This is a genomic window from Pseudomonas sp. LPH60, from assembly GCF_030718165.1.
In the GTDB taxonomy this organism is placed as follows: Bacteria; Pseudomonadota; Gammaproteobacteria; order Pseudomonadales; family Pseudomonadaceae; genus Aquipseudomonas; species Aquipseudomonas danubii.
Genome location: NZ_JAVAJH010000004.1, coordinates 279,685 through 300,828, shown reverse-complemented (window position 1 = coordinate 300,828; position 21,144 = coordinate 279,685). Strand labels below are relative to the sequence as shown.

At 64.4% G+C, this 21,144-nt stretch carries 17 protein-coding genes; 12 read left to right on the top strand and 5 right to left on the bottom strand.

All coding sequences use genetic code 11. The features are described from left to right. The first annotated feature begins 1 nt into the window (after position 1). From Q8O96_RS16145 to Q8O96_RS16130, 4 genes are all read left to right on the top strand, one after another. Entirely contained in the window at positions 2 to 1,726 is a 1,725-nt protein-coding gene (locus Q8O96_RS16145) for a putative 2-aminoethylphosphonate ABC transporter permease subunit (protein ID WP_305949098.1), read from the top strand. Between the two features lie 48 nt (positions 1,727 to 1,774). Further along, positions 1,775 to 2,800, top strand: coding sequence for a putative 2-aminoethylphosphonate ABC transporter substrate-binding protein (locus Q8O96_RS16140; protein ID WP_207814976.1), 1,026 nt, complete (start codon positions 1,775 to 1,777; stop codon positions 2,798 to 2,800). Positions 2,801 to 2,890: 90 nt separating this feature from the next. Next, the gene (locus Q8O96_RS16135) at positions 2,891 to 4,024 is read left to right on the top strand and encodes a TIGR03364 family FAD-dependent oxidoreductase (RefSeq protein WP_305949097.1); all 1,134 of its coding nucleotides are present in this window, start codon (positions 2,891 to 2,893) and stop codon (positions 4,022 to 4,024) included. Then, positions 4,024 to 4,572 (top strand): phosphonate degradation HD-domain oxygenase, encoded by a 549-nt coding sequence (locus Q8O96_RS16130; RefSeq protein WP_305949096.1) that lies wholly within the window; start codon positions 4,024 to 4,026, stop codon positions 4,570 to 4,572. The genes Q8O96_RS16135 and Q8O96_RS16130 overlap by 1 nt, the downstream gene beginning before the upstream one ends. A gap of 125 nt (positions 4,573 to 4,697) precedes the next feature. Here the strand turns inward: Q8O96_RS16130 and Q8O96_RS16125 are convergent, their stop codons facing one another. Both Q8O96_RS16125 and Q8O96_RS16120 read right to left on the bottom strand, forming a co-directional pair. Beyond that, positions 4,698 to 6,077 (bottom strand): GTPase/DUF3482 domain-containing protein, encoded by a 1,380-nt coding sequence (locus tag Q8O96_RS16125; RefSeq protein WP_102862114.1) that lies wholly within the window; start codon positions 6,075 to 6,077, stop codon positions 4,698 to 4,700. Continuing rightward, entirely contained in the window at positions 6,070 to 7,449 is a 1,380-nt protein-coding gene (locus Q8O96_RS16120; protein WP_305949095.1) for a DUF2868 domain-containing protein, read from the bottom strand. Before Q8O96_RS16120 ends, Q8O96_RS16125 begins: the two co-directional genes overlap by 8 nt. Positions 7,450 to 7,545: 96 nt before the next feature. Between Q8O96_RS16120 and Q8O96_RS16115 the strand changes: the two genes are divergently transcribed. After that, a complete protein-coding gene (locus tag Q8O96_RS16115; RefSeq protein WP_115581153.1) occupies positions 7,546 to 8,058 on the top strand; it encodes a dihydrofolate reductase in 513 nt (170 codons plus the stop codon). Positions 8,059 to 8,114: 56 nt separating this feature from the next. Here Q8O96_RS16115 and Q8O96_RS16110 read toward each other — a convergent pair whose 3' ends face one another. Then, a complete protein-coding gene (locus Q8O96_RS16110) occupies positions 8,115 to 9,506 on the bottom strand; it encodes an L-cystine transporter (RefSeq protein WP_102881188.1) in 1,392 nt (463 codons plus the stop codon). A gap of 240 nt (positions 9,507 to 9,746) precedes the next feature. Here Q8O96_RS16110 and Q8O96_RS16105 point away from each other — a divergent pair, with 240 nt between their 5' ends. The 4 genes from Q8O96_RS16105 to Q8O96_RS16090 all read left to right on the top strand — a co-directional run bounded on the left by Q8O96_RS16105 (position 9,747) and on the right by Q8O96_RS16090 (position 14,949). Continuing rightward, the gene (locus Q8O96_RS16105) at positions 9,747 to 10,802 is read left to right on the top strand and encodes a phosphorylcholine phosphatase (protein WP_102862110.1); all 1,056 of its coding nucleotides are present in this window, start codon (positions 9,747 to 9,749) and stop codon (positions 10,800 to 10,802) included. Between the two features lie 383 nt (positions 10,803 to 11,185). After that, positions 11,186 to 12,586: an MBOAT family protein gene (locus Q8O96_RS16100; protein ID WP_240322051.1), complete on the top strand. Its 1,401-nt coding sequence runs from the start codon at positions 11,186 to 11,188 to the stop codon at positions 12,584 to 12,586. After that, positions 12,573 to 13,724: an SGNH family hydrolase gene (locus tag Q8O96_RS16095; protein ID WP_115581152.1), complete on the top strand. Its 1,152-nt coding sequence runs from the start codon at positions 12,573 to 12,575 to the stop codon at positions 13,722 to 13,724. Before Q8O96_RS16100 ends, Q8O96_RS16095 begins: the two co-directional genes overlap by 14 nt. Position 13,725: 1 nt before the next feature. Continuing rightward, complete coding sequence (locus Q8O96_RS16090; protein WP_207166714.1) at positions 13,726 to 14,949, top strand: SGNH/GDSL hydrolase family protein; 1,224 nt, start codon at positions 13,726 to 13,728, stop codon at positions 14,947 to 14,949. Positions 14,950 to 15,097: 148 nt separating this feature from the next. On the opposite strand, the gene ilvD is transcribed toward Q8O96_RS16090, so the two are convergent. Further along, complete coding sequence (ilvD, locus tag Q8O96_RS16085) at positions 15,098 to 16,939, bottom strand: dihydroxy-acid dehydratase (RefSeq protein WP_102862106.1); 1,842 nt, start codon at positions 16,937 to 16,939, stop codon at positions 15,098 to 15,100. 313 nt (positions 16,940 to 17,252) lie between these two features. On the opposite strand from ilvD, the gene Q8O96_RS16080 reads away from it, so the two are divergent. Then, positions 17,253 to 17,819: a hypothetical protein gene (locus tag Q8O96_RS16080; RefSeq protein ID WP_102862105.1), complete on the top strand. Its 567-nt coding sequence runs from the start codon at positions 17,253 to 17,255 to the stop codon at positions 17,817 to 17,819. A gap of 212 nt (positions 17,820 to 18,031) precedes the next feature. Here Q8O96_RS16080 and Q8O96_RS16075 read toward each other — a convergent pair whose 3' ends face one another. After that, the gene (locus Q8O96_RS16075) at positions 18,032 to 19,228 is read right to left on the bottom strand and encodes a class I SAM-dependent rRNA methyltransferase (protein WP_305949094.1); all 1,197 of its coding nucleotides are present in this window, start codon (positions 19,226 to 19,228) and stop codon (positions 18,032 to 18,034) included. A 214-nt stretch (positions 19,229 to 19,442) separates the two neighbouring features. Between Q8O96_RS16075 and Q8O96_RS16070 the strand changes: the two genes are divergently transcribed. Next, positions 19,443 to 20,255, top strand: a complete 813-nt coding sequence (locus Q8O96_RS16070) for an HDOD domain-containing protein (protein WP_162884160.1) — start codon at positions 19,443 to 19,445, stop codon at positions 20,253 to 20,255. Positions 20,256 to 20,288: 33 nt separating this feature from the next. Continuing rightward, a complete protein-coding gene (mutM, locus tag Q8O96_RS16065; RefSeq protein WP_102862102.1) occupies positions 20,289 to 21,101 on the top strand; it encodes a bifunctional DNA-formamidopyrimidine glycosylase/DNA-(apurinic or apyrimidinic site) lyase in 813 nt (270 codons plus the stop codon). The last annotated feature ends 43 nt before the right edge of the window (positions 21,102 to 21,144 follow it).

Sequence of the window (21,144 nt, the reverse complement as noted above, 5' to 3'; positions counted from 1 at the left end):
GATGAGCGTGCCAATGTCCCTGCCGCTACCTGCCAAGCGGGCGCGCCAGGCTTCTCGTGCCGAGATCGGCGACCGTATCTTTGTCGTCGGCGGCAAGGTTCTGCTTCTGCTCCTGCTGGGTGTAGCGGTGCTGTTGCCCCTGTTGGCGATCTTCTGGCGCGGTTTCAGCGCCGAGGCCGGGCAGGGCGGTGGCTGGGTGGCGGCCCGTGAACTGGTGGCCAGCGACAACTTCCACTGGTTGCTGGGCAACAGCCTGAAAGTCTCCCTCAGCGTGGCCGCCATCGTGGTGCCCCTGGCTTATCTGTTCGCCTACGCGCTGCAACGCACGCTGATTCCCGGCAAGGGCCTGTGGCGTGGTCTGTCGCTGTTGCCGCTGATGGCGCCGTCGATGCTGCCGGGCATTGCCCTGGTCTATCTGTTCGGCAACCAGGGGATGCTGCGTGGCCTGTTCGCCGAGAACATCTACGGCTTCTGGGGCATCGTTCTCGGCGAAGTCATCTACACCTTTCCCCATGCCCTGATGATCCTGCTCTCGGCCCTGTCCCTGGCGGATGCGCGGCTGTTCGATGCCGCATCGAGCATGGGCGCCAGCCCCGCCAAGGCCTTTCGCAGCATCACCTGGCCGGCCACCCGGCAAGCGGTGTTCGCCGCGTTCTGCCTGGTGTTCACCCTGACCATCACCGACTTTGGCGTGCCGGTGGTGGTGGGCGGCGACTATCAGGTATTGGCCCTGGAGGCCTACAAGGCGGTGGTGGGCCAGCAGCAGTTCGGCCGCGGCGCCTTGATCGGCATGGTGTTGCTGCTGCCGGCGTTGTTCAGTTTCGGCGTCGATGCCTGGTTGCGCCGTCGTCATGGCGACTCCATGAGCGGTCGTGCCCAGGTGTTCAAACCGGCGCCGTCGCGGCTGCGCGATGGTTGCTACCTGGCCATCGTGCTGCTGATCTGCGCGACCTTGCTGCTGGTGTTCGGCATGGCGGTGTATTCCTCCCTGGTGAAGTTCTGGCCCTACAACCTGTCGCTGTCGCTGAATCACTACCAGTTCAACGACACCGCCGGTGGCGGCTGGCTGGCCTACCGCAACAGCCTGACCATGGCCCTGTGCACAGCGTTGATCGGCAGTGTGGTGATCTTCACGGGGGCCTACCTGATGGAGAAAACCAGCGGCCAGCGTGGCCTGAACCTGGCGTTGCGCATGCTCAGCTTCGTGCCGATGGCGGTGCCCGGTTTGGTGCTGGGCCTGGGCTATGTGTTCTTCTTCAACCTCAACGGCAATCCGCTGCATGTGTTCTACGGCAGCATGGCCCTGTTGGTGGTGTGCACCATCGCCCACTACCTCACCACCGCGCAGATGACTGCCACCACCGCCCTGCGCCAGCTGGATGCCGAGTTCGAGGCCGCCGCGCTGTCGCTCAAGGCGCCGCTGTACCGGCACTACCTGCGGGTTACCGTACCGATCTGCCTGCCGGCGTTGCTGGACATCGTGCGCTACCTGTTCGTCTCGGCCATGACCACGGTGTCGGCAGCGATCTTCCTCTACAGCCCCGACACCATCCTCGCCGCCGTGGCCGTGCTGAACATGGACGACGCCGGCAATGTGGGCGGCGCTGCGGCGATGTCGACCCTGATCCTGTTCACCTCGGCCGGCGTCTCGCTGCTGCTGGCGGGGGCTTCCCGCGGGCTGTTGCGCCGCTCCCAGGCCTGGCGGCAAAGCGCCCCGGGCCACTGATTTCCTGCTCACTCACCCTCTGATCTGCACTCACTAAGGAACCGCACCATGTTCAAGCCCCTGGCTCTTGCCGCTGCCGTCCTCTCTGCTGTCAGCCTGAACGCCTTTGCTGCGAAAACCGAACTGACGGTCTACACGGCCCTTGAAGCCGAGCAATTGAAGTCCTACAAGCAAGCCTTCGAAAAGGCCAACCCGGACGTGGAGATCAAGTGGGTGCGTGATTCCACCGGGATCATCACCGCCAAGCTGCTGGCGGAAAAAGCCCGTCCACAAGCGGACGCGGTCTGGGGCCTGGCGGCGTCCAGCCTGGCGATCCTCGATCAGCAGGGCATGCTGCAAAGCTATGCGCCCAAGGACCTGGGCAAGATCGGCCCGAACTACCGCGACGCCGCCAACCCACCGACCTGGGTCGGCATGGACGTGTGGGCCGCGACCATCTGCTTCAACACCGTGGAGGCCGAGAAGCAGGGCCTGAGCAAACCGGTGAGCTGGCAGGACCTGACCAAGCCCGAGTACAAGGGCAAGATCGTCATGCCCAACCCGGCGTCTTCGGGCACCGGCTTCCTTGACGTCAGCGCCTGGCTGCAGACCTTCGGCGAGAAACAGGGCTGGCAGTACATGGACGACCTGCACCAGAACATCGGCCAGTACGTCCACTCCGGCTCCAAGCCGTGCAAGCTGGCCGCCGCCGGCGAGTTCCCGATTGGCATTTCCTTCGAATACCCGGCCGTGCAGCTCAAGCGCCAGGGCGCGCCGCTGGACATCATCCTGCCCAAGGAAGGCCTGGGCTGGGAAATCGAAGCCACCGCAGTGATCAAGGGCACCCCTCATGAAGAGGCGGCGAAGAAGCTCGCCGACTTCTCCGCCAGCCCCGAAGCCATGGAGCTGTACAAGGAAAACTTCGCCGTCCTGGCTCAGCCGGGCATCGCCAAGCCGCAGACCGAGCTGCCAGCGGACTACGAGCAGCGCCTGATCAAGAATGACTTTGCCTGGGCCTCGAAGAACCGCGACCAGATCCTCGCCGAATGGCGCAAGCGCTATGACGGCAAGTCGGAAAAAGTTGCCAAGCAGTAACCGATCAATCGCTTTCGCCGGCCAGCCGCTTCTACCGGGTTTGTAGAAGCCGGCTCGCCAGCGAAGGCGCTTCCCACCAGGACACCACTCATGACCCATCACAGCGATCTACTGATCGTCGGCGCCGGCATCCTCGGCCTGTCCCACGCCTACGCGGCTGCCAAACGCGGTCTGCGGGTGCGAGTTTTCGAGCGCAGCGCCACGCCTTTGGGCGCTTCGGTGCGCAACTTCGGCCAGGCCCTGGTCACCGGCCAGCCACCGGGCCGCATGTTGGAGCTGGCCCGTGCCAGCCGCGATATCTGGGCCGACTGGCAGCAACTGGCCGGCTTGCCACTCAAGCGCAACGGTTCCTACCTGTTCGCCCGCAACGAAGCCGAAGAGCAGTTGCTGGAGGCCTTCTGCGCCGGCCGCGCGCGCGAGCACGGCTACCGCGTCGAGCTGCTTCAGGGCGCGGCGCTGAATGATCTGTACGGTGGCCAGTTCCGCCATCATCGGGCGGCCTTGCATGGCTTGGACGACCAGCAGCTTTATTCCCGGGAAGCCATTGCGCTGTTGATCGACTACCTGCGCCGCGACCTGGGGGTGCAGTTCCACTTTTCGACCCTGGTGCGTGACATCGAGCCGGGGCAACTGCACAGCACCGCTGGCCGCTTCCAAGCGCCACGCATCGTGCTGTGTTCGGGGCACGATTATCAGACCCTGCTGGCCGAGCAGATCGCGGCCTTGCAACCGCAGATCTGCCGCTTGCAGATGCTTCGCGCCCGGCCCCAGGTCAACCTGAACCTGCAACATGCGTTGCTCACCGGGCTCAGTTGCGTGCATTACGGCGCCTTTGCCGATCTGCCGGAAGCGGCCGCCGTACAGGCGCAGATCCTGCGTGAAGCGCCACACCTGCATGAGCACGGCATTCACTTGCTGATCAGCCCGACTCCTTATGGCGAGGTGATCATCGGCGATTCCCATGATTACGGCAGCGATCCGTCGCCTTTCAATGGCGAACAGGTGGATAACTGGCTGATCGAGCTGGCCGAGCAGACCCTGGGCTGCAAGGTCCAGGTGGTGGAGCGCTGGCAGGGCGTCTATGGTGCTCGCGGGCCTGGGCCGTTCTCCTTCCTGGAGGCGGCCCCCGGGGTCCATGTGGCGCTGATGCACACTGGGGTGGGCATGAGCGTCGGTCCGGCCATGGCCGAGGGCAATATCGTCCGGATACTGGAGGAGGCGTGATGAGTCGCCAGCAAGTGATTGATGAGGTTTTCGGCCTGTACGAGCGCTTTGGCGATGACGACTACATCGGCGAGCCGGTGTCGCAGATCGAGCATATGTCCCAGGCGGCGCAGTTGGCCCTGGCGGAAGGTTATGACGACGAAGTGGTGCTGGCGGCGTTCTTCCACGACATCGGGCACATCTGTCAGCAGGATGCCGAGAACATGGGCGGTTTTGGCGTGGTCAGCCATGAGCGCCGGGGGGGCGATTATCTGCGCCGGGCGGGCTTCAGCGAGCGCCTGGCACGACTGGTGGAATACCACGTCCAGGCCAAGCGTTACCTGACGTTCAAGGAGCCGGGGTATTACCAGCGGCTGAGCGAGGCCAGCCGACGTACCCTGGCGTATCAGGGTGGGGTGATGAGCGCGGCAGAGGCGGCGGCCTTTGAACTCGACCCGCTGTGTGCGTTGAGCTTGCGCATGCGTCACTGGGACGAGCAGGCCAAGGAAATGTGGGTGCCGGTGATGGACCTGCAGATCCTCAAGGACAAGGCCTTGGCGCTGCTTTGATCGTGGTTCAGGCTTGGTTTTTGTAGCCGCTGCCGCAGGCTGCGAACGGCTGCGCAGGAGGCGCCGCTTCTGGGAGTGTTGAAGGTCCTGCGGCCCTTGGCGCAGCCTCGCGGGCTTGGCAGCGGCTACAGCAGATGTTGAGCCAGGGCCTCGATCTGCTCCTGGCGCTCGGCCTGGCTCAGGCGCGCATGGGGATTGAGCGATGACCACTGCGGATGAGCCCGAGCCTTGCTCAAGGCTTCCGGCAACTTGCCCTCGCGCCAGCTCTTATCCTCCGGCGTGGCCAGGCGGATGCTGTCCATGGCCGCGTGTCCGCGCAGGTTCAGTGCCTGCACCAGCTGCCGCTGACGCAGGGCCAAGAGGCGCAGTACGCTGTCGTCCACGGTCAATTCGCGCTGGCCCTTGAGCTTGCCCAGCAGGCGACTGCCATAACTGCGTGCGGTCTGCAGCGCGCCGCCGGCAATGGCCCCGGCCAGCGCCGCGGCGCCCAGGGTCAAGCCGCCCACCAGCAGATCCACGCCGGCCCCGGCCGCCGCGCCCGCGGCGATTCCGCCACCGACACGCACCCCCAGTTGCTTGAGGGTTTCCGGGTTGAACAGGTCGTCGCCCCAGCGCCCGTCCAGCAGCGGTAGATCGCTGGCCGAGGCGTCCTGAGGGCGGAAAGCGTAGAGCTTGAGCAGGGCTTCGACACAGCGCTGTTCACGCTGGCGAATCGCCTGACGCAACTCACTGATGGCTTGCTGTTCCTGCTGAGTGTCGCTGGCTACGCTGCGGCGGCAGGCGGCGCAGTCCACCAGCAGTTCGGCAATCAGCCGTGCCGCACTTTGCTGGCGCACCAGACGTTGGGCCTGCTGGTCGTCGATCAGCCGTTGCAGGGCCGGGCGCGCATGCTCCAGCAGCAGGGACAGGCTTTCATACAGGCGCCGTTCGCCGTCTTGCGGTGGTGCCACGCTGTCGAACCGCACCAGGGCGTGCAGCCCCAGGCGGGCCAGGGCTTCGCGCCAATCGCCTTCACGCTGCTCGGCGCTGCTGACGAAGTTCAGCACCGGCAGCAGCGGCTTGCCGCAGCCGCTCAGCACTTCCAGCTCATCCCGGTACTTGGCCAGCACCGGTTCCCGGGCGTCGATCACATAGAGCCCGGCGTCCGAGGCCAGCAGCTGGCGCAGGACCTTGGCTTCCTGCTCGAAGCGTTGCCGAGCCTCGCTGCCGTCGAGAAAGCGTGCCAGCCGGGCCGGGCCGTCCAGGCGCTCGCCCGGGCGTTCCAGGCGCTCCAGATAGTCCAGCAGGGCGATGGCGTCTTCCAGGCCCGGGGTGTCGTAGAGCTCCAGCAGGGGTTGGCCATCCACCGACAGGCGGGCGCCCTCCACATGCCGGGTGGTGCTGGGGCGGTGGGAGACTTCGCCAAAGTCCACGTCCCGGGTCAGGGTGCGCAGCAGCGAGGTCTTGCCGACGTTGGTGTGGCCGACCACCGCCAGTTTCAGGGGTTTTTGGCGAACATCAGTCATGACCGGTCTCCAGCCAGTTGAGGGGCGCGCAATCGGCGAACGGCAGCTCCAGCTGCTGCAGGGCGGTGTGCCAATCCCCCAGGCGGTCGGCATCCAGGGCTTGGCCGGGCGGAGCTTGCAGCAGCCAGACCCGGGTGGCGCTGGCGCTGCGGGCCAGTTCGGCGATCAGTCCCAGGCTGCCGCGATCCGGCGAGCGTCGCGGATCGCAGGCGATCACCAGGCGCGCCGGGGGGAAGCGGCTCATCTGTTCCAGCAGGCGGTTGCGCGACTCGCGGCTGTCGAGGATGCCGGCGTCCTTGACGCTGTCCGGCAGTTGCGGCGGCCAGGGACGCTGGTCGTCCAGCTCGATGGCCACCAGCAGGGCGCCGCTGCTGTCCTGGGCGCTGACCCCGCCTTCGACGCGGTGCAACTGCTCGGGTGCGGCATCGTTGACCCCCAGGCGCTCGCTACTGGGCATCAGGCGCTCACGCAATTGGGCGTAGCCCGGCAGCTTGAGGTCCAGTTGCAGGCGGGCCTTTCCGCGTTTCCAGCGCCAGCGGCAGAACAGCATCAGCAGCAGGCGCGGCAGCACGCCGTAGATCATCACCAGCACCACCAGCCAGATGGCCCAGGACTGGCGGATCAGCTCGGTGTTGTAGACGTCCCGGGTGCTGGCCTGGATGCTCGCCACGCTCGGCGCGCCGAAGCCCAGGCTGCGGGGCAGGGCACTGAGGGCGTTGGTAATGGCCACGAAGGCATCGGCGCCCAGCAGGGTGCTTTCCCAGACAAAGCTGTAGCGGTGGGTGGTCAGCAGCAACAGCAGCATGACCACGGCGCTGAACAGGGCCAGGCACCACAGGCCGTTGACCAGGGCGCCCAGGGCCCAGCGATTGAGCTTGCGCCGCTGCAGCAACAGCAACAGGGCCGGTGGCAACTGCGCGGCTTTGGCGTCGCGGGAGAACTTTTCACTCAGCCATAGCCACAGCCGGCCCAGGCTGGCGCTGTGCTCGCCGGCGTACAGCAGGCCGATCAGCCAGCTCAGCAGCAGGATCAGGTTCAGGCCCAGCAGGCTGCCCAGGGCCCAGAACACATTGACCGGTTGCTGGGTGTTGCCCAGGGCGCTGAAGGCCAGGCCGGCACCGCTCAGGACCGCCAATACTGCCAGCATCAGCAAGGCCAGGCGGGCGCCTTGCAGCCAGTGCAGCAAAGCGCTGTGCAGACCGTCGCGCTGGGCCAGCCACAGGGCTCGGGTCTGGATGCGGGTGGCCAGGTCGCCGCCCTGGTTGCGGGCCAGGCGGTTGGCTTCCTGATCGTCCAGTGGCCCGGCGTGCTCCTCGCGCAGGCGCACGGTTTCGGTCAGCCACAGTCGTTGCAGGGGAGTCAGTGCAGTCACGCGTCATTCCATCGCTTTAAAGTGCGCTGAGCATAACTGCTGCAGCGGCGGTCGGGTGAAGTTGCCAGGCTTGGGCCCTCTGGTATCCTCGCCGGCATGAAAAAATCTCTCCCTCTCAGCCTGATCGCGGCCCTCGGTGAAAACCGCGTGATCGGCGTCGACAACAGCATGCCCTGGCACTTGCCGGGGGATTTCAAATACTTCAAGGCCACGACCCTGGGCAAGCCGATCATCATGGGGCGCAAGACCTGGGACTCCCTGGGCCGGCCCTTGCCGGGGCGGTTGAATATCGTGGTCAGTCGTCAGACCGATCTGGTGCTCGAAGGTGCCGAGGTTTATCCGTCACTGGAGGCCGCGGTGGTCCGTGCCCAGGAGTGGGCCCTGGAGCAGGGGGCCGACGAGCTGATGCTGATAGGCGGCGCGCAGCTCTATAGCCAAGGCCTGGAGCAGGCCGATCGTCTGTATCTGACGCGGGTGGCCTTGAGCCCGGAAGGGGATGCCTGGTTTCCAGCGTTCGATCTGGACCAATGGCAGTTGGTGTCGGATGTGCCGAATCCGCCGGAAGGGGACAAGCCGGCGTACCGCTTCGAGGTGTGGGAGAAGCGTTAAGCGCTTCGCCGGCAAGTCGTCCCTCGTCGGGGGTGGCTTGCCGGCGAAGAGGTCAATCAAGCCTGAGCCAGTTCCGCGTGCTCATCGGCGTCCAGCAACGCCTTGTCGGTTTGCTGCATCACTTGGCTGGTGATGGCGCCGGCGGTCATCGAACCGCTGACGTTCAGCGCCGTGCGGCCCATGTCGATCAGCGGCTCCACGGAAATCAGCAACGCCACCAACGACACCGGCAAGCCCATGGCCGGCAGCACTATCAGTGCGGCGAAGGTCGCGCCACCGCCCACGCCGGCCACGCCCGCGGAACTCAAGGTCACGATAGCCACCAGGGTGGCGATCCACAGCGGGTCCAGCGGGTTGATGCCCACGGTGGGGGCAACCATCACCGCCAGCATGGCCGGGTACAGGCCGGCGCAACCGTTCTGGCCGATGGTGGCGCCGAACGAAGCGGCGAAGCTGGCGATGGACTGGGGAATGCCCAGGCGCCGGGTCTGGGCTTCGATGCTCAGGGGAATGCTGGCGGCGCTGGAGCGGCTGGTGAAGGCGAAGGTCAGCACCGGCCAGATCTTGCGGAAGAAGCGCAGCGGGTTGATCCCGGCCAGGGCCACCAGCAGGCCGTGGACCACGAACATCAGGCCCAGGCCGAGGTAGGACACCACCACGAAACTGCCGAGCTTGATGATGTCCTGCAGGTTGGAACCGGCCACCACCTTGGTCATCAGCGCCAGCACGCCGTACGGGGTCAGCTTCATCACCAGGCGCACCAGGCGCATTACCCAGGCTTGCAGGGTGTCGATGGCGTTGAGCACCTTCTGGCCCTTGTCGGCGTCATCCTTGAGCAGTTGCAGCGCCGCGACACCGAGGAAGGCGGCGAAGATCACCACGCTGATGATCGAGGTCGGCTTGGCCCGGGCCAGGTCGGCGAAAGGGTTCTGCGGGATGAACGACAGCAGCAGCTGCGGCACGTTGAGGTCGGCGACCTTGCCCGCGTAATCGCTCTGGATCACTTGCAGGCGGGCCATTTCCTGGGTGCCGGCCACCAGCCCTTCGGCCGTCAGGCCGAACAGGTTGGTCAGGCCGATGCCCACCAGCGCCGCGATGGCGGTGGTGAACAGCAGGGTGCCGATGGTCAGGAAGCTGATCTTGCCCAGGGACGATGCGTTGTGCAGGCGGGCCACGGCGCTGAGGATCGAGGCGAACACCAGTGGGATCACGATCATCTGCAGCAACTGCACGTAGCCATTGCCCACCAGGTCGAACCAGCTGATGGAGGCCTTGAGCACCGGGTGGCCGGCGCCGTAGAGGCTGTGCAGGGCGATGCCGAAGACCACGCCCAGCACCAGGGCCAGCAGGACCTTCTTGGCCAGGCTCCAGGTGGTGTGGCGGGTTTGTGCCAGGCCCAGCAGCAGGGCCAGGAACACCAGCAGGTTGAGGATCAGCGGCAGATTCATTGGGGCTCCGATAAGACTTGTGTCAATCGCGGCTCAGGGCGATTGCGAACCGGCAAGCCTAACAGCTTGAAATCTATTGAATTAATAACGATATCGCATGGCAACTGTCGTTTTTGGAATAAGCGGCTGACGCTCAGGCGCATGTGGTTGGCGCTCTCGGGACGCAAGCGGTCGCGTGGAGACGGGAACTGTCACAGGGATTTGTTAGCGTCGAACCTTTCACTCAGGGAGAAACCGCAGATGAAGTTCGCGCCGAAATTTCTAGCCGTTGCACTCTGCCTGGGCCTTGCCGGCCAGGCCTTCGCTACCGAGTTGAAGCACTGGCCGCAGGAGCAGGCCAAGCAGCTGGACGCGATGATCGCGGCCAACGCCAACAAGGGTAACTTCGCGGTGTTCGACATGGACAACACCAGTTACCGCTACGATCTGGAAGAGTCCCTGCTGCCCTTCATGGAAAACAAGGGGCTGATCACCCGCGAGACCCTCGACCCGTCGCTGAAACTGATTCCGTTCAAGGACACCGCCGAGCACAAGGAAAGCCTGTTCAGCTACTACTACCGCCTGTGTGAAATCGACGACATGGTCTGCTACCCCTGGGTGGCGCAGGTGTTCTCCGGCTTCACCCTCAAGGAACTCAAGGGCTACGTCGACGAGCTGATGGCCTCCGGCAAGCCGGTGCCGAGCACCTATTACGACGGTGACGTGGTCAAGACCATCGAGGTCAACCCGCCCAAGGTCTTCACCGGCCAGACCGAGCTGTACAACAAACTGATGGAGAACGGCATCGAGGTCTATGTGATGACCGCCGCCTCCGAAGAGCTGGTGCGCATGGTCGCCTCCGATCCCAAGTACGGCTACAACGTCAAGCCGCAGAACGTGATTGGCGTGACCACCCTGCTCAAGGACCGCAAGACCGGCGCCCTGACCACCGCGCGCAAGCAGATCACCGACGGCAAGTACGACGAGAAAGCCAACCTTGGCCTGGAGCTGACGCCTTACCTGTGGACCCCGGCCACCTGGATGGCGGGCAAGCACGCGGCGATCCTGACCTACATCGACGAGTGGAAGAAACCGGTGCTGGTAGGTGGCGACACCCCGACCAGCGACGGCTACATGCTGTTCCATGATGTGGACGTGGCCAAGGGCGGCATCCACCTGTGGATCAACCGCAAGGACAAGTACATGACCCAGCTCAACGGCATGATGGCCAAGCACGCCGCGGCCCAGGCCAAGGAAGGGCTGCCGGTGACCGCCGACAAGAACTGGGTGATCGTCAAGCCCGAAGACATCCAGTAATCCTGCCCCTACACCGCCCCTCTGTAGGAGCCGGCTTGCCGGCGAACAGGCCTTTGGGTCTGGCGTCGCCCTCGTGGACGCTTTCGCTGGCAAGCCAGCTCCTACGGTAAACCGATCCGCCAAGCCGCTTTCATCCGTAGGAGCCGGCTTGCCGGCGAAGAGTTCCTTGGATCTGGCATCGCCCTTGTGGACGCTTTCGCTGGCAAGCCAGCTCCTGCAAGGGGCGCCTGTCGTTCGGTGCGGAGCCGGCGTCCGCTCCAGGTGGAGGATGTTTCAACTTGTGACTGCCAAACCCCCTCTGCCATAATCGCGCCCGTTTCCACTCCTCCTGCCTGCTCTCCCTGTGCCGGGTTTGTCCCCGTCTGCACGTAATGGACTACGTTGTGAGCTATCTCTCGATCGAATTCGGCCTCTGTTTCATCCTGTTCTTCATTCTTTATTGGGGGTTGGGCTTCAGCCTGCGCCTGCAGAACGGCCTGCTACTGGCCGCCAGCTACGCGATCCTCGCCAGCTTCAGCCTGAACTTCCTCTACATCCTGCTGGGCTATACGGCCCTGGTGTATCTGCTCGGCCTGTTGAGCCAGCGTTACCCCGGGCGGGGCTGGGTCAATGGCCTGATGTTGCTGCTGGTGCTCGGGGCCTTTTATCTGTTCAAGTACCAGGATTTCTTCACCAGCACGGTGCAGAACGCCTTCGCCCAGTTCGGTATGGAAGTGTCGTTGCCGCTGCTGGAGGTGCTGTTGCCGGTGGGGCTGTCGTTCTATGCCTTCCACTCGGTCAGCTACCTGGTGTCGATCAACCGTCGAGAGCTGACGCCGGGTTCGCCCTTCGACCTGGCGCTGTACCTGGCGTTTTTCCCCAGCCTGATTGCCGGTCCGGTGAACCGGGCGATCCCCATGCTGGAACAGATCAACCCGCCGCAGTTGCGTCAGGTGCTGGAGCCGCAGCGGGCCCTGGGCCTGATCGCCGTGGCGGTGGTCAAACTGTTCTTCCTCAGCTCGTGGCTGGCCAATGAATGGGTCGACCCGGTGTTCGACAGCCCGGTGGCCTTCTCGGCCGAGCAGATCCTGCGGGCGGTGTACGGCTATTCGTTCCTGATCTACTTCAACTTCAGCGGCTACACCGATCTGGTGACCGGTATCGCCCTGTTGCTGGGCTTCCGCCTGCCGTTGAACTTCAACTACCCCTATGCGGCGCGCAACCTCAAGGAGTTCTGGGGGCGCTGGCACATCAGCCTGTCGACCTTCATCCGTGACTACGTGTACATCCCCCTGGGGGGCAACCGTGGCCCGGTATGGCGCGGCAACCTGAACATGCTGCTGGCGATGCTGATCTCCGGCCTGTGGCACGGCGCCAGCGCCAACTTCATTATCTGGGGCGCGCTGCACGGCGTTGGCCTGGCGCTGTACAAACTGTGCAGCCCGTTGCTGGCCCGGGGGCCGAGCTGGATCGGTTCGGATCTGATGGCTCGCCTGCTGACCTTCCACTACGTGGCTTTTGCCTGGATCTTCTTCCGCTGCGCGACCTTGTCCGACGCCATGGACATGCTCAGTGGCCTGGGTGGTCTGTCCTTCAGCGGGCTGGCCAGCAGTGCCTTGAGCCTGTTGGGCTGCCTGTTGTTCGTCGCCTTCTACCCACGGATCGTGGCGCTGCTGCAGCGCCTGTTCGCCGCTGCCACCGGCTTGCCATGGCTGTTGTATCCAGTGCCGCTGGGGCTGTTCATCTGCGTAGTCATCTTCGCCTCACCGTCGGGCGTGCCGGGGTTCATCTATGCCAGTTTCTAACCGTTCGCCCTTATCGGTCAGCCTCGGCAGCGCAGCCAAGGTGTTCTATGCCCTGGTGGTGACCAGCCTGTTACTGGTGTGGTTCAACCAGCAGTCGATCCGTCTCTACTGCCAGCAGAAGTACCACGATGACTGCGAGATCCCGGGGCTGTCGCAGAACCCGCAGTGGCGCTTTGGCGCGCAGCTCAACCAGGCCCTGGAAAATGCCCGGGTGGCCTTTGTCGGCAGCTTTGCCGCAACCGCCGACCTGAGCCTGGTGGCCCAGGCTGAAGCAGCCGCGGACGAAGAGCCTGCGCCGTTGCCGAAGGTCGCGGCGGCACCGGCGCCCGAGCACCCGCCGCTGAGTGCTGCGCACGCGGCACCGACCCATACGGCCACCCAGGCTCCTGTCCCGGCCCCGGTGCATCCGCAGCCAGTGGCCGTGGCTCCCGTGGTCAGCCATCCGCCTCAGGTGGAGCCGGGACGCACGGCGCCGCTGATGGCCAGCCTGGCCACGGGGGATGAGGTGTTCTTCGTCGGTGACTCCTTGATGCAGGGCGTGGCGCCGCACATGGCCAACACCTTGCGCAAACGCTACAACGTCAAGAGCCTGAACCTCAGCAAGCAGAGCACTGGCCTTGCCTACCCGAGCTTCTTCAACTGGCCCAAGACCGTTGAGAGCACCTTGGCCAGCAACCCCAACATACGCCTGATGGTGATCTTCCTCGGTCCCAACGATCCGTGGGACATGCCGGTGGTCAAGGGCAAACCGTTCCTGCGCTTCAAGACCCCGGACTGGGAAGCAGCCTATCGCCAGCGCATCGATTCGATCCTCGACACCGCCCAGGCCCACAATGTGCAAGTGATCTGGGTCGGTCCGCCGAACATGGAGAAGCCCAAGCTGTCTACGGCCATGGCTTACCTGAGCGACCTGTACAAGAGCCAGATCGAGCGCTATCAGCAGCATTTCGTCTCGGCCAACGAGATTCTCGGCTACCAGAACGACGAGTTTTCCTATTACCGCACCACCGGCGATGGCAAGAAGGTCAAGACCCGGGTCGACGACGGTATTCATTTCACCACCACTGGGCAGAAGCTGATCGCTGAGCGTGTGATCTCGCTGATCAACTTTCCCAGTCAACAATTGACGGAGCACTGATATGGGGCGACTGCAAGGCATTGCGCTGTTGCTGGGCATTACCTTGCTGAGCAGTTGCAGCCCGACCACCGAGGTCCAGGCCACTCCGGCCTCGGCCCTGGCCCGGTCCGGGAGCGGAACCAAGAAAGTCGTGACCACCGGCACCGACCCGAACCTGGCACTGCTGGCGCGCAAGTTCAGCACCTCCAACCGCACCCCCATCAACATCGTGCAACTGGGTGACTCCCATACCGCCGCCGACCTGTTCAGCGGCGAGATGCGTCGCCTGTTGCAAGCGCAGTACGGCGATGGCGGCATTGGTTTCGTGGCGGCCACACCGGTGCCCGGCACCCGCTATGAACGGGTGATCCTCGGGGCGGCCAAGCGCCAGTGGTCCCTGGTATCGGCGCGCAACCAGCAGAGCAACCAGTTTCCCCTGGGCGGTTACCTGTCGCTACCGATGACCCCGGGGGCTCGGGTGCATATCGCCGAGCGCCAGCCGAGCAACCAGCAGTACCGCATTTCCGCGCTGTACCAGGCGTCCAGCAACAACACCCTGACCGCCCGGGACAACCTCAACAAAAGCAGCCGCATGCTGGCCGCCACCGGGGGCCAGTGGCGCTTCAGTCCGCCGTTCAACAATCTGACTCTGCCGCTGGACTTCAACGTGGCCAACAACCAGGGCCTGGCCCTGGGCGGCTGGAACATCCTCGGGCAGAAGAGCGCCGGGGTGATCTACTCCTCCCTGGGCATCAATGGCGCGCGCCTGGATGTGCTGGACAAGTGGCAGCCCGGCTGGCTGGAAACCCTCAAGGCCCTGCGCCCGGACATGGTGGTGCTGGCCTATGGCACCAACGAAGCCTTCGATGACGATCTGGATCTGCAGCTGTACCGCAGCCAGTTGCAGGAAAAGGTCAGGCTGCTGCGCAAGAACCTGCCCAAGGCCGTGATCCTGCTGGTGGGGCCGCCGGACTCCATCAAGCGCCGCAATGCCGGGAGTTGTGCGGCTTCCCAACCGCAACCGCTGCGGCAGATCGTGCAGATCCAGAAGGATGTGGCGAAGAGCAGTCGCACCCTGTTCTGGGACTGGCAGGCGTTCATGGGCGGGGATTGCTCCATCAGCAAATGGCAGGGCAGCGACCTGGCGCGTAACGACCTGGTGCACCTGACCGCCGACGGCTACCGCAAGAGCGCCGATGGCCTGTACCGCTTCCTGCGCGGGCAGTTGGGCGAACGCATGCCCTGAGAACCCGGAACCGGCTCCTACGGTGGCGGCGCCAGCACCTCGAATGCTGCTGTGGGAGCTGGCTTGCCAGCGAAGGCGTCCGCAAGGGCGATGCAAGGCCAAAAAAATGCCCCGCACTTGGCGGGGCATTTTCATTTGCGGGCGACGATCACAGGCCGTCGAGCATGGCCTTGTTGCGTACCGCGCCCTTGTCGGCGCTGGTGGCCAGCAGGGCGTAAGCCTTCAGCGCGGTGGTCACTTTGCGTGGGCGAGCTTCCACGGGCTTCCAGCCTTTCTTGTCCTGTTCGACGCGGCGCGCCGCCAGTTCCTCATCGCTGACCAACAGGTTGATCGAACGGTTGGGAATGTCGATCAGTACCTTGTCGCCGTCCTGCACCAGGCCGATGGCGCCGCCGGCCGCCGCTTCTGGCGAGGCGTGGCCGATGGACAGGCCTGAAGTGCCGCCGGAGAAGCGGCCGTCGGTGAGCAGGGCGCAGGCTTTGCCCAGACCCTTGGACTTCAGGTAGGAGGTCGGATAGAGCATTTCCTGCATGCCCGGGCCGCCTTTCGGACCTTCGTAACGGATGATCACGATGTCGCCTTCTTTCACTTCGTCGGCGAGGATGCCGCGCACGGCGCTGTCCTGGCTTTCGAAGATCTTGGCGTTGCCTTCGAACACGTGGATCGACTCGTCGACACCGGCGGTCTTCACCACGCAGCCGTCCAGGGCAATGTTGCCGTAGAGCACGGCCAGGCCACCTTCTTTCGAGTAGGCATGCTCGACACTGCGGATGCAGCCATTTTCACGGTCGTCGTCCAGGCTGTCCCAACGGGTCGACTGGCTGAACGCGGTCTGGGTCGGGATGCCCGCCGGGCCGGCCTTGAAGAAGTGGTGCACGGCTTCGTCGCTGGTCTGGGTGATGTCCCACTGGGCGATGCCCTCGGCCAGGGTCTTGCTGTGCACGGTGGGCAGGTCGGTGTGCAGCAGCCCGCCACGGGCCAGTTCGCCGAGGATGCTGAAGATGCCGCCGGCGCGGTGCACGTCTTCCATGTGGTACTTCTGGATGTTCGGCGCCACTTTGCACAGCTGTGGCACGTGGCGCGAGAGGCGATCGATGTCGCGCAGGTCGAAGTCGATCTCGGCTTCCTGGGCGGCGGCCAGCAGGTGCAGGATGGTGTTGGTGGAACCGCCCATGGCGATGTCCAGGGTCATGGCGTTCTCGAACGCCTTGAAGTTGGCGATGTTGCGCGGCAGCACCGACTCGTCGTTGTCGCCGTAGTAGCGCTGGCACAGCTCGACGATGGTGCGCCCGGCCCGCAGGAACAGCTCTTCGCGGTCGCTGTGGGTGGCCAGGGTCGAACCGTTGCCCGGCAGGGCCAGCCCCAGGGCTTCGGTCAGGCAGTTCATGGAGTTGGCGGTGAACATGCCGGAGCACGAACCGCAGGTCGGGCAGGCGCTGCGCTCGTACTCGGCAACCTTCTCGTCAGAAGCGCTGGAGTCGGCGGCGATGACCATGGCGTCCACCAGGTCCAGGCCGTGGCTGGCGAGCTTGGTCTTGCCGGCTTCCATCGGGCCGCCGGAGACGAAGATCACCGGGATGTTCAGGCGCAGGGCGGCCATCAGCATGCCGGGGGTGATCTTGTCGCAGTTGGAGATGCAGACGATGGCGTCGGCGCAGTGGGCGTTGACCATGTATTCCACGGAGTCGGCGATGATCTCGCGGCTCGGCAGGGAATACAGCATGCCGTCGTGGCCCATGGCGATGCCGTCGTCCACGGCGATGGTGTTGAATTCCTTGGCCACGCCACCGGCGCGTTCGATCTCGCGGGCCACCAGCTGACCCAGGTCCTTCAGGTGCACGTGCCCCGGGACGAACTGGGTGAAGGAGTTGGCAATGGCGATGATCGGCTTCTTGAAGTCGGCATCTTTCATCCCCGTGGCGCGCCACAGGGCGCGAGCACCGGCCATGTTGCGGCCGTGGGTGGATGTTTTCGAGCGGTAATCAGGCATGGAGCACTCCGGGCGGCTAATCAGGGAACAAATGGGGAGTGAGCTTCTATTGACCTTGGGAACACTCAGAAATGGCCGTGTGTCCGAAAGCTGCCGATGACGCCGCGGGATCGCCGCGCGCCTCAGCCTGAGCTCATAAACCCGCCGGGGGATGACTGGCGATGAATTCGCCGATTCTACACCGCTGGCGTCAGGAAGGAATGCCGTGGCCGCTCTGTGGCGTGCGATTGCCAGGATCTGAGAGGGAGGCTGCCCGTCTGGCCGCTCCTGGTTTAGACTCGCCGCCCCTCGATCACCTTCCAATGGAGCTGGAATGTCCGCGAACATGCGATCCCTGAGGTTCTACCTCGGCACGGGCCTGCTGCAAGGGCTGATGCTGATGTGGCTGGTGCTCTATAGCGACTGGCCCGGCAGCACCATGGCCGTGGTGGGCGCGGCCCTGCTGACGGGCGGCGGCTTCGTGCAGCTGCTGGCCGGGCAGCGGCGCCAGTGGCGCACCTGGAAGGCCGCACTGTTGCTGGCCTTTGCGGCGGCGGTCGTGGTGCAGGCCTGCAGTGAGTTGCCCTTTACCCGCGGGGTGATCTACAGCGTGGTGGCGCTCCTGCTGCTGATGACGCTGCTCAGCGCCACCTGGCTGCCGGGACGTGACGGTTTTAAACGACGGCTGTTGGGTGACGGAGCCTGGATGCTGGTGGCTCTTTGCGCTGCGTGGCTGGTGCAGGCGTTGTTCGATTTCTGGACCCGCGAGCACCATCTGGACCCCTTCAAGAGCGGGTTTTTGTCCTTGCGCTACTTCACTGGCCCGCCCTTGGCGTTTTCCTTCCTGCTGTATCTCAGGGATCTGTGTCGTCTGCGCGATCTTCAGACGCAAGCGCCCTGATAACGACGGTTGACCGGGCTGTTCAGGCCCAGGGCGGCAGCGCTCAGCAGCAGAATGACTACCGAGGTCTTTTTCGTGGTCGCGGGGGAGTGGCCCATGGTGTGGCGCTCTCGGTCCTTGAGAAGGTGCCGAGAATCGAACCATGGTCGTGCAAAGTCAATCGAGGGCGGTGGCCATTCCCGCGCTGGGCAGGAATGGCCGTCGGCCCGGGCTCAGCTGTTAGGCAGCAGGCGGCAGGTGATGCTCTTGATGTAGCGGGTTTCCGGGATGGCTGGGTGCACCGGGTGATCCGGGCCCTGGCCGCCGCGTTCCAGCAGTTGGATATTGCGGTCCAGGTGACGGGCACTGGTCAGCAGAATGTTCTGCAGGGCGTCCTCGGGCAGGTGCATCGAGCACGAGGCGCTGACCAGGATGCCGTCCTTGTTGAGCAGGCGCATGGCTTGCTCGTTCAGGCGGCGGTAGGCGCCTTCGCCATTCTTCAGGTCTTTCTTGCGCTTGATGAAGGCGGGTGGGTCGGCAACGATCACGTCGAAGCGCTCTTCACTGGCTTTCAGTTCTTTCAGGGCTTCGAAGACGTCGCCTTCGATGCAGGTCATTTTCTCGGCGAAACCGTTCAGCGCGGCGTTGCGCTCCACGCCATCGAGGGCGAAGGCCGAGGCATCGACGCAGAACACTTCACTGGCGCCGAACGCCGCGGCTTGCACACCCCAGCCGCCGATGTAGCTGTACAGGTCCAGCACGCGCTTGCCCTTGGCGTACGGCGCCAAGCGGGCGCGGTTCATGCGGTGGTCGTAGAACCAGCCGGTTTTCTGGCCCTGGATCACCGGGGCTTCGAACTTGACGCCGTTCTCTTCCAGGGCAACCCATTCCGGCACCAGGCCGAACACGGTTTCGACGTAGCGGTTCAGGCCTTCGGCGTCACGGGCGGCGGAATCGTTCTTGAACAGGATGCCGCTGGGCTTGAGCACCTGGGTCAGGGCGGCAATCACGTCGTCCTTGTGGGTTTCCATGGTCGCCGAGGCGATCTGTACCACCAGGATGTCGCCAAAACGGTCGACCACCAGGCCCGGCAGCAGGTCGGAGTCGCCGTAGACCAGGCGGTAGAACGGTTTGTCGAACAGGCGCTCGCGCAGGGACAGGGCCACGTTCAGGCGGTGCACCAGCAGCGACTTGTCCAGGGCCAGCTTGGCGTCTCGGGACAGCAGGCGGGCGCAGATCAGGTTGTTCGGGCTCATGGCAACGACGCCCAGGGGCTTGCCGCCGGCGGCTTCCAGTACCGCCTGGTCGCCTGCCTTGAAGCCGTGCAGAGGGGTGGCGGCTACATCGATTTCGTTGCTGTAGACCCACAGGTGGCCGGCGCGCAGGCGGCGATCGGCGTTGGCTTTGAGGCGCAGGCTTGGCAGGGACATGACGTCGCTCCGGAAAAAAGGGCGCGATTATACCTTGCTGCGCAACTTCAGCGACGGCCAATGGACCTGCGGCTAAAGGCGCAGGGTAAAGTTCCTGTCCGTTCGCCCAACATTGGCTCGTTAGAGGTTAGAATCGCCGCCTCAGCCAGAGTGTGTACTTATGTCCCAAGAGCTATCAGCCGAACAGATTCAGCAGGCCCTGCAAGGCATCAGCGTGCCGCCTCAACCGCAAATCATGGTGGATTTGCAGATGGAGCAGTACATGCCCGACCCCGACCTGGAAGTGATTGCCAAGCTGATATCCCAGGACCCGGGCCTGTCCGGCGCGCTGCTGAAGATCGTCAATTCGCCGTATTACGGCTTGAGCAACAAGATCGCCTCGATCCAGCGCGCGGTGAATCTCTTGGGCAGCCGCTCGATCATCAACCTGATCAACGCGCAGTCGATCAAGGGCGAGATGAGCGATGAAACCATCGTCACCCTCAACCGCTTCTGGGACACCGCCCAGGATGTGGCCATGACCTGCCTGACCCTGGCCAAGCGCACCGGCTCCCAGGCGGTGGATGAAGCCTATGCCCTGGGGCTGTTCCACGACTGCGGCGTGCCGCTGATGCTCAAGCGTTTCCCCGACTACATGAGCGTGCTGGAAGAAGCCTATGGCAGTGCCGGGCCGGAGCAGCGGGTGGTGGACACGGAAAACCGTGCCTTCAACACCAACCACGCGGTGGTGGGGTACTACACCGCCAAGTCCTGGCGCTTGCCGGAGCATGTGACCAATGCCATCGCCAATCACCACAACGCCCTGGCGATCTTCAGCGACGAGTCCTCGCGCAACAGCCAGCTGAAGAACCTGCTGGCGATCCTGAAAATGGCCGAGCACATCTGCGCGTCCTACCGGGTGCTGGGCAACCAGGTGGAAGATCACGAGTGGAACAGCATTGGCCATCTGATTCTCGACTACGTCGGTCTGTCGGATTACGACTTCGAGAACCTCAAGGAAACCGTGCGCGAGCTGGGCGCACACTGATCGTTCATTTCGCAATGAGTGCCAGGGGCGGACATGCCTGAATTACCTGAAGTCGAAACCACCCGGCGCGGGATCGCACCGCACCTGGAAGGCCAGAAGGTCAGTCGGGTCATCGTCCGTGACCGGCGTTTGCGCTGGCCGATCCCCGAGGATCTGGATGTGCGCCTGTCCGGGCAGCGCATCGTCCAGGTGGATCGTCGGGCCAAGTACCTGCTGATCAATGCCGAGGTCGGCACCCTCATCAGTCATCTGGGCATGTCGGGCAATCTGCGCCTGGTGGAAATCGGCCTGCCGGCGGCCAAGCACGAACATGTGGATATCGAACTGGAGTCGGGCCTGGCCCTGCGCTACACCGACCCGCGCCGGTTTGGCGCCATGCTCTGGAGCCTGGACCCGCTGAACCACGAGTTGCTGGCGCGCCTGGGGCCGGAGCCGCTGACCGACCTGTTCGATGGTGAGCGCCTGTTCCAGTTATCCCGGGGGCGCTCCATGGCGGTCAAACCGTTCATCATGGACAACGCGGTGGTAGTGGGGGTGGGCAATATCTATGCGACCGAGGCGCTGTTCGCCGCAGGCATCGATCCACGTCGTGAAGCCAAGGGCATTTCCCGGGCCCGCTATCTGCAACTGGCGATCGAGATCAAGCGCATCCTGGCGGCGGCCATCGAGCGGGGCGGCACCACCTTGCGCGACTTTATCGGCGGCGACGGCCAGCCTGGGTACTTCCAACAGGAGCTGTTCGTCTACGGACGTGGCGGGGAGCACTGCAAGGTCTGCGGCACGGGGCTGCGGGAGATCAAGCTGGGCCAGCGGGCCAGCGTCTATTGCCCACGTTGCCAGCGCTGAGAAGCTGCGCCGGCAAGCCGGCTCCTACGAACGCCGTAGGAGC